Source organism: Parvularcula sp. IMCC14364, from assembly GCF_030758415.1.
GTDB lineage: Bacteria > Pseudomonadota > Alphaproteobacteria > Caulobacterales > Parvularculaceae > Aquisalinus.
Window position 1 is genome coordinate 2,170,466 of record NZ_CP132334.1, and the last position, 13,758, is coordinate 2,184,223.

Below are 13,758 nucleotides of genomic sequence, written 5' to 3' on the forward strand. Positions count from 1 at the left end.
CGGATTATTTCTTAGGGCAACTCAACGCATAACTTTCATCAAGCCATTTTTGCCAGCGCGCTTTCGGCATTGGTTTTTCCGCTGTGAACCGGACAGTCACCCATACGCCTGACCCGGCCTGATAATTATCCGGTTCGGTTTCTGCCAGTTTGACTGCTTCCAGCTTTGATTTTTCAAGTTTGAACATGGCTTTGTAGCGCCCGCCCTGCTCCCCGATAAAGAGAAAGGCTTTTTTGCCCGTTTTGAAGGAACTCTGTGTACAGGATGTTCCCTCATCAACCTGCGGATATTCACTGGCGCGCTGCCGTATAGGTTCTGTCGGATCAGTTTTCTTTGCCATGATTTTTATTGCCGCTCAACTGGATACATCAAAAAGCACCGCCAGCTTACCGAATGCGGCTGTCCAGCCAGCGCGGATCACGGCCCGCAGTTCAATATCTCCATCAACCTTCATATCTGGAATATTGGTTTGTACCAGTCGCACTCTGGTGCCGCCATCGACAGCAGTAAAGTCAACGGTAATTACCATCTCGTCTGCTTCATCTGTCGAGGTGTAGGCGAGTCTGCGAGGTGGATCATATTCGATCAGCGTGGCGAAGCCGGACTGCTCATGCTCCCCATGTGGGGTCTCTATTTTCATATGATGGTTATATTTTCCGCCAAGCTTAGGCTCCACCTCAGACTGGACATCAATACATTCAGCGCATCCCCACCATTGCTTTATTTTGCTGGTCTCTACCCAGGCCTCGAACACGTCTTCAATTTTTGCTGCGTAAACTCTCGTCACAATCAGGCTCTGACCATCGAATGTTACATCAGTGCTCATGGGTTCTCCCTTTCGCTATCGGACATTTTTTTCGCCTCCAGATAGGCGTCAACTGCATCGAACTGGCTTTTCCAGAAACGTGCATATTGGCCAATCCAGCTTTGCGCTTCTTCTATGGGTTGAGGGTTGACGCGGATCAGGTGCTGACGCCCATGTTTTTTGCGTTTTATGAGGCCGGCCTTTTCCAGCACGCGCACATGTTTGGAAATTGCCGGTTGCGACATCGCGTAGCTCTCGGCGAGAGCGCCGACATTGGTCTCCCCTTGCGCTAGCTGGGCCAGCATCCCGCGCCGCGTTGGATCCGCTAGCGCCGAAAAAACAAGATCGAGTTCAATCTTTTGCATAACCATATGGTTATATATTTTTAACCCATAAATCAACCCCCGATGATCACGCGATCCACTTGCATATGAACGCCACTATCCAGTAAGGCGGGATTTTATGAGCAACATGATACATAGACCGGCCTGCCCTTCCGGCGGCCTCTCCCGCATTCACCTGACCGGCATTTCCGACCTGAGCGACACAGATCTCTTTTTTCTTCTCGATCTGGCGCAGTATTACGGTCGCCTGACACGGGAAAACCAGATGATCCCGCAACGCCTGGCCTGCCGGACGCAGGTCAACCTTTTCCTGGAGAACTCAACCCGCACAAATGTTTCCTTCGAACTGGCAGGCAAGAAACTCGGGGCGGATGTACTGGTGCTGCCTGTCGCTGCTTCTTCCGTCCATAAGGGGGAAGCCTTGCGAGACACCTGCCAGACACTCGCGGCGATGATGGCGGATGCGATGATTGTGCGTAATGTGGAAAATGGCACCTCAGCTTTTGTGGCTGAAGCACTTGCCGAGGTGGGCCTGCCATGCGCTGTCATCAATGCTGGCGAAGGCACCAGCTCACACCCGACACAGGCACTGCTGGATGCTGTGACCATCCTGGACTCTCTGGGACGCAAGGCTGCCGACGGGCTGGCAGACATTACTGTCGCCATTTGCGGCGATGTGCGCCATTCCCGTGTTGCCGGATCAAATATGGAATTGTTACAGCGGCTTGGTGCGAGAGTACGGTGTGTCGGCCCCGAAGAATTCATGCCCACTTCCTCTGATGGTTTGCATATTGAACAGTTCACAGATCTCCGGGAAGGTCTACAGGACTGTCAGTTTGTCATGGGATTACGCATCCAGCTTGAACGGATGAAAGAAGGGCCGGCCATGTCAGTCCCCGATTTTCATAATACTTACGGGTTGACCCATGAAACGCTGAAATATGCAGCCAGCGGAGCGAAGGTGATGCATCCCGGGCCAATGAACAGGGGCGTGGAGATTGACGGGGCGCTCGCCGATGACCGGACACAGTCTCTGGTACTGGACCAGGTGGCCAATGGTGTTACCACCCGCATGGCAGTGCTCGATGCCCTGCTGACAGAACAGGACTGACCGGATGATCTTCCTGGCCCCCCTATTCGGCTATCTGCTCGGCTCCATTCCTTTTGGCCTGGTGATCACGCGCCTTGCCGGACTGGGCGATATTCGCGAGATCGGCTCCGGCAATATTGGCGCCACCAATGTACTGCGCACCGGCAGGAAAGACCTGGCGCTGGCCACACTCCTGCTGGACAGCGGCAAGGGCGGCATCGCAGTTCTGTTGATGGGACTTATTTCCGGCTGGCAGCCCCTGCCCATGGCGCTTGCCGGTGCGGCTGCTTTCCTCGGGCACTGCTTTCCGGTCTGGCTGAAATTCAAAGGCGGAAAAGGTGTGGCCACGTTCCTTGGCACCCTGCTTGCACTCAACTCCTGGAGTGGCCTTGCAGCCTGTGCCATCTGGCTGGTAACAGCATTCCTGACACGGATTTCATCTCTTTCAGCACTCGTTGCTGCTGGCCTGACACCTCTGATCATGTATTTCGTCATTGAGGTGCCAGTGGCCGCGCTTGCTGCTGCGTTCATGGCTGTGCTGATTTGCTACCGTCATCGCGATAACATTGCGCGCATTCGCGCCGGTACTGAACCAAAGATTGGTACAAAGAAAAATACCAACACAGAAAACTGACTTTAACAACAAGGCACTGACATGACAGACAATCTTACACTGGGCTGGGAGGAATGGCTCGGCCTCCCTTCTCTCAGCTTGCCCGCGATCAAAGCCAAGATTGACACCGGCGCCCGTACGTCCGCACTACATGCCGTTGCGATTGAGCCTTTTGGTCCGGCAGAAAAACCACAGGTTCGCTTTCTCATGCGTCCGGACCCCAATGATCCGGGGCTGGAGGTCACCTGCTCGTCTCCTGTCGTGGACAGGCGCAATGTCACAAGCTCCAACGGAGAAACTGAGCTGCGCTATGTCATCCGCACGGAATTTGAAATCGATGGCAAGAAATGGCCGATTGATATTTCGCTGACCAACCGCGAAACCATGTCCTACCGGATGCTGCTCGGACGATCCGCCATCACCGAAGACATGATCGTGGATCCGAACCAGTCCTTTATACAGCCTGTCCTTTCCTATGAGGCGTATAAGGATGTTCCCCGGCGCAAGCCTGTTAAAAGGCCATTGCGAATTGCTCTTCTGACACAGGAGCCAAAAAACTATTCTTCTTCCCGGCTGATTGAAGCGGCTGAAAAGCGCGGTCATATCATAGAGCCAATCAATACCAGTCGCTGTTACATGCGGATGGGCACGCTTGATTCGGAAGTGCATTATGATGGCCGTGTCCTGCCGCGCTATGATGCGGTGATCCCCCGTATCGGTGCGCGCATCACGAGTTACGGTATGGCCGTGCTGCGACAATTTTCAAACACCGGTGCCTACTGCCTGAACTCAGCCGACGCCATCGGTGCATCGCGCGACAAACTTCTGGCGCATCAAATGCTCGCCCGCGTAAAGGTCGGTATGCCGATAACAGCCTTTGCCTCATCACCTCAGGACTCCAAGGAGCTGGTCAAACTTGTCGGCACCAAAGGTGTGGTCGTAAAGTTGCTGGAATCCACACAAGGGCGCGGCGTCGTATTGGCAGAGACACAGAAAGCCGCCGAAAGTCTTGTAGATGCGTTTCGGCAACTCAATGCCAGCTTTCTGGTGCAGGAATTCGTCAAGGAAGCGGCAGGCGCTGACACGCGCTGCTTTGTGATCGGCAACAAGGTCGTCGGGGCCATGAAGCGACAGGCGGCTGAAGGCGAGTTCCGCTCTAACCTGCATCGCGGCGGCAGCGCCACAAAGGTGACCCTGAGCAAAGCGGAGCGCGACACAGCCCGCAAAGCGGCCAAAACCCTTGGCCTGTCAGTGGCTGGTGTTGACATTCTGCAAACGGAAGATGGTCCAAAAGTTCTTGAGGTCAATTCCTCACCCGGGCTTGAAGGCATTGAAGGCGCAACGGGCAAGGATATCTCCTCCCTTATCATCGAACATCTTGAAAGCAAGGTACGCCCTTTGTCGCGCCACAGGGAGCGGACCACGCGCAAGACATCAACCAGAAAAAGCACGACCCAAAATGCCAGTAGCTGACCCTTTTGAGATTGGCGGCCAGCAGATTGAGGCTGGCACGCGCAAAACCATTGATCTGCCTGTCAGTGTGTTGTCGGACCATACACCGGTGGGCCTGTCAGTACATGTAGTACACGGAAAAGAGCCTGGCCCTGTGTTGTTTGTCAGCGCGGCTATTCATGGCGATGAAGTCATGGGCGTTGAAATCGTTCGGCGGCTATTACGGCTACCTGATCTCGAAAACCTGCACGGTACTTTGCTGGCTGTGCCGGTGGTCAACACTTTCGGCTTCATCAACCATTCCCGCTATCTGCCGGATCGGCGCGATCTGAACCGCTCATTTCCCGGCTCCGAAAAAGGCTCGCTGGCGGCACGACTCGCCCGCCTTTTCCTGAATGAAATAGTCAAGCGCTCGGATATTGGCATCGACCTGCACTCAGCAGCCGTGCACAGAACAAACCTGCCCCAGATCCGGGTTTCTCCTTCAAAGCCCGAAACGGTAAAACTGGCAGAAATTTTCGGCGCCCCCATAGTGCTGACCTCAAAAATCCGGGAAGGCTCCCTGCGCGACGCTGCCCAAAAAGTTGGCGTGGACATCCTGTTATATGAAGCAGGCCAGGGTTTGCGCTTTGACGAATATGCTGCCCGCACAGGTACAGCAGGCATACTGCGCGTGATGCATCATCTGGGTATGCTGACTGCAGAAGGTATCGCCGCTCCGGAGGTGAAACCCCTGCGCTCAACCAGCAGCGACTGGAAGCGCGCGCCGGCGGGCGGTCTCTTGCGCCTGTTCAAAACGGTGGGCGATCACGTGCAGACGGGTGATATTCTGGGCGCGGTCTCCGATCCATTCGGTGAGATTGAGGAAGACATTCTTGCAGATGAAGCTGGCCTGGTGATAGGGCGGGCAGAACTGCCGGTCGTCAATGAAGGGGATGCGATCTTTCACATCGCGCGTATCAAGAAAGACGGTGATGATGTGGAATCCAACCTCGACAGTCTGGCAACGCAACTGGATTCAGACCCGCTATTTGATGAAGATGAGATCATTTAGGGCAGGCTTTGCACGTTGAGGCATCGGGATAATGGGTGGTGGCGAGCTGGCCACGCACCTGATCTTCTGCATGAAAAATAAACCCACCCGCTTGAACATAACAAGAACATATACTATGTCTTTCAAATGGGCATCCGCAATCATTGCTTCGACCTGACAGACGCCGAACGCCATGACTGGCTGCGGCTGATCCGCACCGAGCATATCGGCCCGGCGACCTTCCGTCAGCTTCTGCAAAAGTTCGGCAGCGCGCGCGAGGCACTCGACCAACTGCCGGGTCTGGGCAGTTCCAAACGGAAATTCAGCCCCCCGTCAGAAGCCGCTATCGCTGGTGAGCTGGAAGCGGCCGAGAGCATTGGTGCCCATTATCTGGCTTCCTGTGAACCAGCATATCCTCAAGCATTGCGTCATATACATGATGCCCCGCCCGTCCTTTGCGTGTGCGGCGATACCGGTCTTCTCCGACGCCCGGCCATCGGGATCGTCGGGGCGCGTAATGCTTCCTCAGCCGGGAGGCAGATAGCAACGACACTGGCCACTGGTCTTGGTGAACGGGATGTGGTTGTCATTTCGGGGCTCGCCCGCGGCATTGACGGCGCAGCACATACCGCAGCACTGGAAACAGGCACGATTGCTGTTGTAGCCGGCGGCATTGATGTGATTTATCCACCTGAACATGCGGAACTGACTCGGGAGATCGCAAGACGCGGGCTCATTGTCTCTGAAATGGCGCCCGGCTATCGGCCCACTGGTCGTGACTTCCCCCGTCGCAACAGGATTATCTCCGGGCTATCACGCGGGGTGATTGTGGTCGAAGCAGCCCAGAAGTCAGGCACCCTGATTACCGCGCGCTTTGCCCTTGAGCACGGGCGGGAAGTCTTCGCCGTACCCGGCTCCCCGTTAGACCCCCGCAGTCATGGCACCAACCGGCTTATCCGCGATGGCGCAACCCTGATTGAAACGGCTGATGATGTTCTGGAATGTCTGGAAACCCCCTTGCGTCAACCCGCTTTCATGGAGCCCCCTGCCTTTGAGGAGATGGAAATGCTGCCAGAAGATACGCTGATGGACGGGCAGAAGGAGATATTGTCTCTGCTCAGCTTCACGCCAACCCATCGGGATGACCTGATCCGCTCTAGCGACCTGCCAGCCCCTATCCTCAACCAGACGCTGCTTGAACTGGTGCTTGCCGGCGATGCTGAGGAACATACGGGCGGGCGCTATACATTATCAGCAGGCTGATGTTTGATTGGTGGGAAGTTTCTCTTGCGCAGGCTAGGATACTTCACGCATGTCTGTTCTGAGCGCCAGCGTGTAGATTTGTTTTCTTGGATCAGCGCCCGGGAAAGGCAGTTTCACGATGGCACCGAGCCCCTGTTGCGGCTGCCGCCAGAGCACAGCGGACGGTGATCCGTAAACGACACGTTCCATTATTTCATTCGGCATCCGGGCGACAGGTCTTGAAGCGCCAATCCAGGTGATCCCTGCCGCGCCCGCATAAGATGAGCGATCAGCCACCCTGCTTCTGGCCGTGTCATACTCTCCGAATGGTAATCTCATCAGAGCCCTGCCACCTGGCGCGCGCATGGCGATACTCACAACATTAACCGGTTCTTTGCAGGGGTCTGGCCAGATGACCACATGCGTAATCTTGACGCCCGGGAAGGCCCGAGGCTGCAGGAAAAGATCACTTATCAGGTCCAGGACCCAATGGATAATATACTCAGCTCCTTCAGCAGCCAGTTGCGCCGGTAAATCGTAAACACCCAACTCATTCAGAATTTTTGGAAGGATTTCAGCCGCAACCGGCCCCAACTCCGCAGCAAGAAGTTTTGTACCATACTCAAGGGCTGCCTTGGCAGCTTTCTCCAGTGCCTCCCGCACCAGCTTTTCCTGTTCAGCTGTCAGGATTTTCGGCACACGTGCAACCAGGCCATCAAAGACCGGATTTGTAGATTCCCGCTCAACCATACGCCACTCGTAATTCGCGATCGTCAGGCGACCGGTAATGTCGCGGGTATGAGTCTTCGGCAGATCGACTTTCAGGTCAGTTGACCACTGACGCTGAACATGTCGCATATCCTGGTCCGGATAATTGTCCGTATAAAGCGCCTTGACGACTCCTTTATATGTCGCCTCGACAGCCTCCAGTTCGTCCTCATCTTCTACCTTGTCGAAGCAATAAAGCGGATAGCGCTGTACACCGAAGGAAGTCTGCAGTTTGTCCAGGCGCTCTGTTGACGAAACGATCTGGTATGCCTTGCCCGGGCACTCTTCAACGGGTACTCGCTCACGCGGCGGCGTCTTTTCGGGAGGTATTTCGACTGGTTCCCGTTCAGACCCCTGACCGCCGGCATTTTCAATGGCAATAGCCAACCGATTATAAAATCCGGCAGACTCGTTCTGAAATATGTTCTGTTCCGCCAGGGCAACTGTGCTCTCCAGGAACATCTTTTCCTGTGCCTCACCGACAAATCGTGGGCCTGCCTTCGCCTGCATTTCAATTTGCAGTCGCTCTGCCTGCTCCCAGTTCAGGATTTCATTCTCTGCTAATACTCCCGCAAGGCTACCGGCATTCTCCCGGATGGTTTGCGCAATAGCCATCTCGGCAATTGCCAGAGAGCCTTCCACGAAATCAGCAATTACAGGCTCTGTCGGCCGCACCATGTCAATCATGGTTCGTGTACCCATGACCATCGCTGTGGCAGGCCCGTTTTCTATTTGCAGTGTTTCCTGCGCCGCTCTGTCGTTGCTCGCTTTGTCATCAAACTCGCTTTTGCCCTGCGCATATACACCCACCGGATACATCAGGGCCATCAAGCCTGCACTTGCCAGTAACTCGCGACGATTGAGTGATCCCGTATGGTTTGCCATGCCATTCTCCCTATAGCTTGCTACATACCTTCAGGAAGATACTACATGACATATGATCTGTCATGAGAGATTAATCTCTATTCTCAAACAGAACGTGCCCTTGATGATCACTCTAAAGATGTACCCGCAGACGCTCTGCTTCTGATGTTGCCAGCGCGAGACAGGCAGCAACGCTTTGCAAGCCTGCACCGGTGCATAGCTTCTCAAGCTCGCTGGAGATTTCCTGCACATACTCTGCAATATCGTGCGGGCTCAGGCCTGATGGCGATTCTTCGAGAACAGAAGCAGGATCTGACAAGACATCCTGACGGGCTGATGGTAATGACATAATGAGAACTCCAGATTGCAGCATCAATTCAACACACCTATAAGTTGTAACATATATTCTTAACCAATCCAAGGTTGATTATCCCTTTTCACCGTTGACAGAGCAGCATGACAACTACACTTTCTGCCAACCCGCCAGAGCCGCGCTGCAAAGTATGAGCACGGCAAAAAATGAGGAATATCAGTTAGATGCAGGTCGTTATTGTTGAGTCCCCCTCAAAGGCGAAAACAATCAACAAATATCTGGGAAGCGGCTACAAGGTCTTCGCGTCCTATGGTCATATTCGTGACCTGCCGTCAAAAGACGGCTCTGTCAGACCGGATGAAAATTTCGAGATGATCTGGGAAATGGATACCCAGTCGCGCAAGCGGGTCAACGAAATTGTTGAAGCAGTCAAAGCCGCAGACAGCCTGATCCTGGCCACTGACCCGGATCGAGAGGGTGAGGCAATATCATGGCACCTGCTGGAAGTACTGAAAAAGAAAAAGGCCCTGAAAGACAAATCTGTCAAAAGGGTTGCCTTTAACGCGATCACCAAGAAGGCCATTCTTGAGGCCATGGAGAATCCGCGCGATGTGGATCAGGCACTGGTTGATGCCTATCTAGCCCGCCGCGCGCTCGACTATCTGGTCGGCTTTACGCTCTCTCCTGTCCTGTGGCGCAAACTGCCCGGCTCACGCTCTGCTGGCCGCGTGCAATCCGTGGCCCTGCGCCTGATCTGTGAGCGCGAACTGGAGATCGAGAAATTCGTTCCTGAAGAATACTGGTCGCTGGAAGCCCAGGTCACGTCTGAGGGCAGTGATCCGTTTACGGCACGCCTCGTTAGCCTTGATGGCGAAAAGCTGAGCAAGTTTTCGCTGGCGAACGGAGAAGACGCCGCGCGTGCAAAGGCGACTGTTGAAAACGCGACATTCCGTATTGCCAATGTCGAATCAAAACCGACAAAGCGCAATCCGTCTGCACCGTTTACAACATCTACCCTGCAACAGGAAGCCTCACGAAAACTGGGCTTCAATGCGCGCCGGACCATGCAGACGGCACAGCGCCTCTATGAAGGGATCAATATTGGCGGCGAGACGACTGGGCTTATCACCTATATGCGGACCGACGGGATCGACATGGCACCGGAAGCGGTTATGTCCGCCCGGGATGCCATCAAGGACACCTATGGCGACGGCTACCTGCCGAAAAGCCCGCGCATGTACAAAAGCAAGGCCAAGAATGCACAGGAAGCCCATGAATGTATTCGCCCGACCAGCTTCTCGCGCCCGCCACAATCACTCAAATCTCTCGATTCAGATCAGTACAGACTTTATGACTTGATCTGGAAACGCGCCATCGCCAGCCAGATGGAAGCAGCGCGCCTTGAAAGCACAACCATCGATATTCTGTCAACAGATGATAAAACGGGTTTGCGCGCAACCGGCTCAGTGCTTGTCTTTGATGGCTTCCTGAAACTATATACAGAAGGCCGGGATGACAAACTTGATGACAAGGACGACGACAGTGAAGGCAGCCGCCTGCCCAAGGTAACTGCCGGCGCCGGCGCCGATGTGGATGAGCCGCAAACCGACCAGCATTTCACCCAGCCACCGCCACGCTACACAGAAGCCAGCCTGGTAAAAAGACTGGAAGAGTTGGGCATTGGCCGCCCGTCAACCTACGCCTCAATCATCTCTGTTCTTCAGGATAGAACCTATGTGACGGTGGAAAAGAACAGGTTTATCCCTGATGACAAGGGACGCATCGTAACAGCGTTTCTGGAGAACTTTTTCCAGCGCTATGTGGAATATGATTTCACCGCCAATCTTGAAGAAACACTCGATACAATTTCTGACGGCAAGGCGGACTGGAAAGAATTCCTGCATGAATTCTGGGACGAGTTTTTTGCCACGGTAGAAGGCATGAGTGATCTGCGCATCACGGCCGTTCTTGATGCCCTCAATGAATCACTTGGGCCACATATTTTTCCGCCCAAGGAAGATGGGACAGACCCGCGCCTCTGCCCCACCTGTGAAGAAGGCCGTCTGTCCCTAAAAATCGGTCGCTTTGGTGCATTTATCGGCTGCGAACGCTATCCGGACTGCAAGCACACCAAGCAGCTCTCCCGCAACAAGGCCAATGACGGTCTTGAAGGTGGCGACAGGGTGCTGGGGGTTGATCCGGATACGTCTCTTGAAGTGTCCTTGCGTGCAGGCCGCTTTGGCCCTTACGTCCAGCTTGGGGAAGAAGACAAGGAAAGCAAGGAAAAGCCGAAACGTGCCAGCGTGCCCAAGGACTGGGGCATCGCCAATATCGACTTTGAAAAGGCATTGATGCTGCTCTCCCTACCACGTGAAATTGGTACGCATCCAGAAGATGGTAAGCCGATAGACGCCGCCATTGGCCGGTACGGCCCATACGTGAAACATGGCAATGTCTATGCCAATCTTGAGTCCACCGATGAGGTTTTTGAAATTGGCCTTAATCGGGCAGTGACTGTTATTGCCGAGAAGAAAGCCAATCCTGGTCGGGGCCGCGGCCAGCAGGCCAAGCCGACAAAAGAGCTGGGTGAGCATCCCGAAACTGGTGAACCGATTGCCATCTATGACGGGCGATATGGTCCTTACGTCAAACATATGAAAACCAATGCGACCATTCCCGGCGGCGTTGACCCGGATCAATTGACTCTTGATCACGCCGTTGAGTTGATCACTGCACGTAACGCCAAAGGGCCAAAAAAGAAAGCCACAAAGAAAAAGAAGGCGACCAGGAAAAAGGCCACAAAAAAGAAAACTGCCAAGAAGACAACAAAAAAGGCAACCAGCAAGAAAACTACGAAGAAAACCGCCAGCGCTTCGGCAGAAGAATAGGCACCGCTCTTGCCCCCCCTCCCCAGTAAAAAAGAAATACGGGACTTCATCGAAAAAGCGCAGCAGCAAGGTGGTGAGGTATCCCGGCGAGAGATTGCCCGCGCCTTCAATGTAAAAGGGGAAGCGCGCACGGAATTACGCCAGCTCCTGAAGCAGATGTCCTCCGAAGGATTGATAGATCAGAAGGGAAAGCGCGCAACGGCGCGTGGCAGCCTGCCGCCCGTCGCGGTCCTTGATATTCTGGACACAGATGACGAAGGGGATCTGATCTGCTTTCCGCCAAACTGGAAAGAAAACTTTGCGCCCCCGCCTATCACTCTCCCTGCAGACGCTGCCGCCAAAACCAGACCGGTTCTTGGCAGGGGTGACCGTTTCCTCGGACGCCTGGCCCAGGAGACGGACGGCACCTATACTGCCAAACCCATCAAGCATATTGGTCAGGGGGCAGAGCGCATTCTTGGCGTCTATCGTGACCGGAAAGTCGGGGGGGCGATAGAACCCGTCAGTCGCAAGGCAAAACGTGATTATCTGGTGGAACCGGCAGACATAAATGGTGCCACAGATGGCGATCTGGTCTGGGCCGAAGCCAAAAACCAGCGTGGATACGGCCCCCGTATGGCACGCATTCGCGAAGTTCTGGGGGATATCTCCAACCCGGCTTCCTATTCGCAAATCGCCATAGCCAATCATGATATCCGCACGGAATTTCCCGCAGCGGTTCATGGTCAGGCTGACGCGGCCACGACACCGGACATTGGCAGCAGGACGGACTTGCGCGAGACACCGTTGATCACAATCGATCCGGCAGATGCCCGCGACCACGATGATGCCGTCTTTGCAGAACCTGATCCTGACCCCAAAAATGAGGGCGGCTGGCGTGTCATTGTCGCGATTACTGATGTTGCCTGGTTTGTCTCCCCCGGCAGCGACCTTGACAAGGAAGCGCTCAAACGCGGCAATTCAACCTACCTGCCCGATATGGTCGTGCCGATGCTGCCAGAACGGCTTTCCAATGACCTTTGTTCTTTGAAGGAAGGGGTCGACCGCCCTGCTCTGGCCACAGAAATGATTTTCGACAGCCAGGGCCGTAAGCGCCAGCACAAATTCATTCGTATCATGATGAAATCTCATGCTGGCTTGTCTTATACGCAGGTTCAAAACGGGATAGATGGCAACCCGGATGAACAGACCGCCCCCTTGATGGAAAATGTCATCAAGCCCCTCTGGGCGGCATATAGATCACTGTGTCAGGCGCGCAACAAGCGCGGACCACTCGACCTCGATATGCCAGAGCGGCGGATCATTTTCGACGATGCCGGGCACGTGGAAGCCGTCGCCACCAAAGAGCGCTTTGAAGCCAACCGGCTGATCGAAGAGTTCATGATTCAGGCTAACGTCGCAGCCGCTGAAACACTGAAAAGTGCCAACCTGCCAGCCATTTATCGCGTACACGGAGAGCCGGATCCCGAACGGCTCGACGGGGCCCGTGAGTTTCTGGAAAGCATGGGCTATTCCCTGCCCAAGGGCCAGGTACTGAAATCGGAAAACCTGAACCAGATTCTCAAACACGCCCGTGAAAAAGATGAAGTATCTCTTGTAAGTCAGATCATCCTGCGTGCACAGCGCCAGGCTGTATATGACACAAGTAATATCGGCCACTTTGGCCTGAACCTGCGTAACTATGCGCATTTCACCTCTCCAATTCGTCGCTATGCTGATATTACTGTTCATCGCGGGCTGATACGTGCCTGCAATCTGGAAAAAAAGTTGCCTCCTGCCATTGAACAAAAGGAATTACAGCAGATTGCAGAAGATGTGTCGGACCTTGAGCGCAAATCTATGGCCGCCGAACGGGAAAGCACAGACCGTTTCCTCGCCAGCTGGCTCTCTGACCGCGTTGGCGCGGAGTTCGCCGCCCGCATCAATGGCGTCACGCGCAGCGGACTTTTTGTCACGCTGGAAGATACCGGCGCTGATGGCTTTATCCCCGCCCGCACGATCGGCGCGGAATATTTTCGCCATGAAGAATCAGCCAACGCTCTGGTCAGTGAAGCAGGCAACGGCATTTACCGCATGGGACAGCCAGTGCAGGTGCGCTTGAAAGAAGTAACCCCTTTGCAGGGCGGGCTTCTGTTCGAAATGCTGTCCGAACCTTTGACCGGCATAAAAATTACGAAGGGTAAAGGCCGGGCCACAGTTGGAAAGAAATCTGTCAGGCGCAAAACAAGATCAGAAAACAAATCATCTTCGAAACGCAAACGTAAATAAAATTATTCTAACGAGTCAGAGAAAACCATCTCTCAACCATGCGTTGAATGGTAGACCAACACAACTTTAAGGAATTTC

Annotated in this window: 12 protein-coding genes; 7 read left to right on the forward strand and 5 right to left on the reverse strand. The window is 54.3% G+C overall.

The genetic code is table 11. The features are described from left to right. Window positions 1–4: 4 nt before the first annotated feature. Genes RAL90_RS10345 through RAL90_RS10355 form a run of 3 tightly spaced genes read right to left on the reverse strand, consistent with a single transcriptional unit; the run spans window position 5 to window position 1,170 of the window. Complete coding sequence (locus RAL90_RS10345) at window positions 5–340, reverse strand: MmcQ/YjbR family DNA-binding protein (RefSeq protein ID WP_306250297.1); 336 nt, start codon at window positions 338–340, stop codon at window positions 5–7. A gap of 15 nt (window positions 341–355) precedes the next feature. Next, window positions 356–826: an SRPBCC domain-containing protein gene (locus RAL90_RS10350; RefSeq protein ID WP_306250298.1), complete on the reverse strand. Its 471-nt coding sequence runs from the start codon at window positions 824–826 to the stop codon at window positions 356–358. Beyond that, entirely contained in the window at window positions 823–1,170 is a 348-nt protein-coding gene (locus RAL90_RS10355) for a helix-turn-helix transcriptional regulator (protein WP_306250300.1), read from the reverse strand. Before RAL90_RS10355 ends, RAL90_RS10350 begins: the two co-directional genes overlap by 4 nt. 97 nt (window positions 1,171–1,267) lie before the next feature. Here RAL90_RS10355 and RAL90_RS10360 point away from each other — a divergent pair, with 97 nt between their 5' ends. The 5 genes from RAL90_RS10360 (at window position 1,268) to dprA (ending at window position 6,600) form a co-directional block, all read left to right on the forward strand. After that, window positions 1,268–2,260, forward strand: coding sequence for an aspartate carbamoyltransferase catalytic subunit (locus tag RAL90_RS10360; protein ID WP_306250302.1), 993 nt, complete (start codon window positions 1,268–1,270; stop codon window positions 2,258–2,260). Between the two features lie 4 nt (window positions 2,261–2,264). Next, window positions 2,265–2,873, forward strand: a complete 609-nt coding sequence (gene plsY / locus RAL90_RS10365; protein ID WP_306250304.1) for a glycerol-3-phosphate 1-O-acyltransferase PlsY — start codon at window positions 2,265–2,267, stop codon at window positions 2,871–2,873. A 21-nt stretch (window positions 2,874–2,894) separates the two neighbouring features. Next, window positions 2,895–4,325 carry a 30S ribosomal protein S6--L-glutamate ligase gene (gene rimK, locus RAL90_RS10370; RefSeq protein WP_306250306.1) on the forward strand — a complete coding sequence of 477 codons (1,431 nt, stop codon included), beginning with the start codon at window positions 2,895–2,897 and terminating at the stop codon, window positions 4,323–4,325. Further along, window positions 4,312–5,358, forward strand: coding sequence for a succinylglutamate desuccinylase/aspartoacylase family protein (locus RAL90_RS10375; RefSeq protein WP_306250308.1), 1,047 nt, complete (start codon window positions 4,312–4,314; stop codon window positions 5,356–5,358). The genes rimK and RAL90_RS10375 overlap by 14 nt, the downstream gene beginning before the upstream one ends. Before the next feature lie 126 nt (window positions 5,359–5,484). Then, the gene (dprA, locus tag RAL90_RS10380; protein ID WP_306250310.1) at window positions 5,485–6,600 is read left to right on the forward strand and encodes a DNA-processing protein DprA; all 1,116 of its coding nucleotides are present in this window, start codon (window positions 5,485–5,487) and stop codon (window positions 6,598–6,600) included. 33 nt (window positions 6,601–6,633) lie between these two features. On the opposite strand, the gene RAL90_RS10385 is transcribed toward dprA, so the two are convergent. After that, entirely contained in the window at window positions 6,634–8,232 is a 1,599-nt protein-coding gene (locus RAL90_RS10385; RefSeq protein ID WP_306250312.1) for a hypothetical protein, read from the reverse strand. 112 nt (window positions 8,233–8,344) lie between these two features. Further along, window positions 8,345–8,560, reverse strand: a complete 216-nt coding sequence (locus tag RAL90_RS10390) for a hypothetical protein (RefSeq protein WP_306250314.1) — start codon at window positions 8,558–8,560, stop codon at window positions 8,345–8,347. A gap of 188 nt (window positions 8,561–8,748) precedes the next feature. On the opposite strand from RAL90_RS10390, the gene topA reads away from it, so the two are divergent. After that, window positions 8,749–11,412 carry a type I DNA topoisomerase gene (gene topA / locus RAL90_RS10395; protein ID WP_306250316.1) on the forward strand — a complete coding sequence of 888 codons (2,664 nt, stop codon included), beginning with the start codon at window positions 8,749–8,751 and terminating at the stop codon, window positions 11,410–11,412. Window positions 11,413–11,421: 9 nt separating this feature from the next. Beyond that, complete coding sequence (rnr, locus tag RAL90_RS10400) at window positions 11,422–13,680, forward strand: ribonuclease R (protein ID WP_306250319.1); 2,259 nt, start codon at window positions 11,422–11,424, stop codon at window positions 13,678–13,680. The last annotated feature ends 78 nt before the right edge of the window (window positions 13,681–13,758 follow it).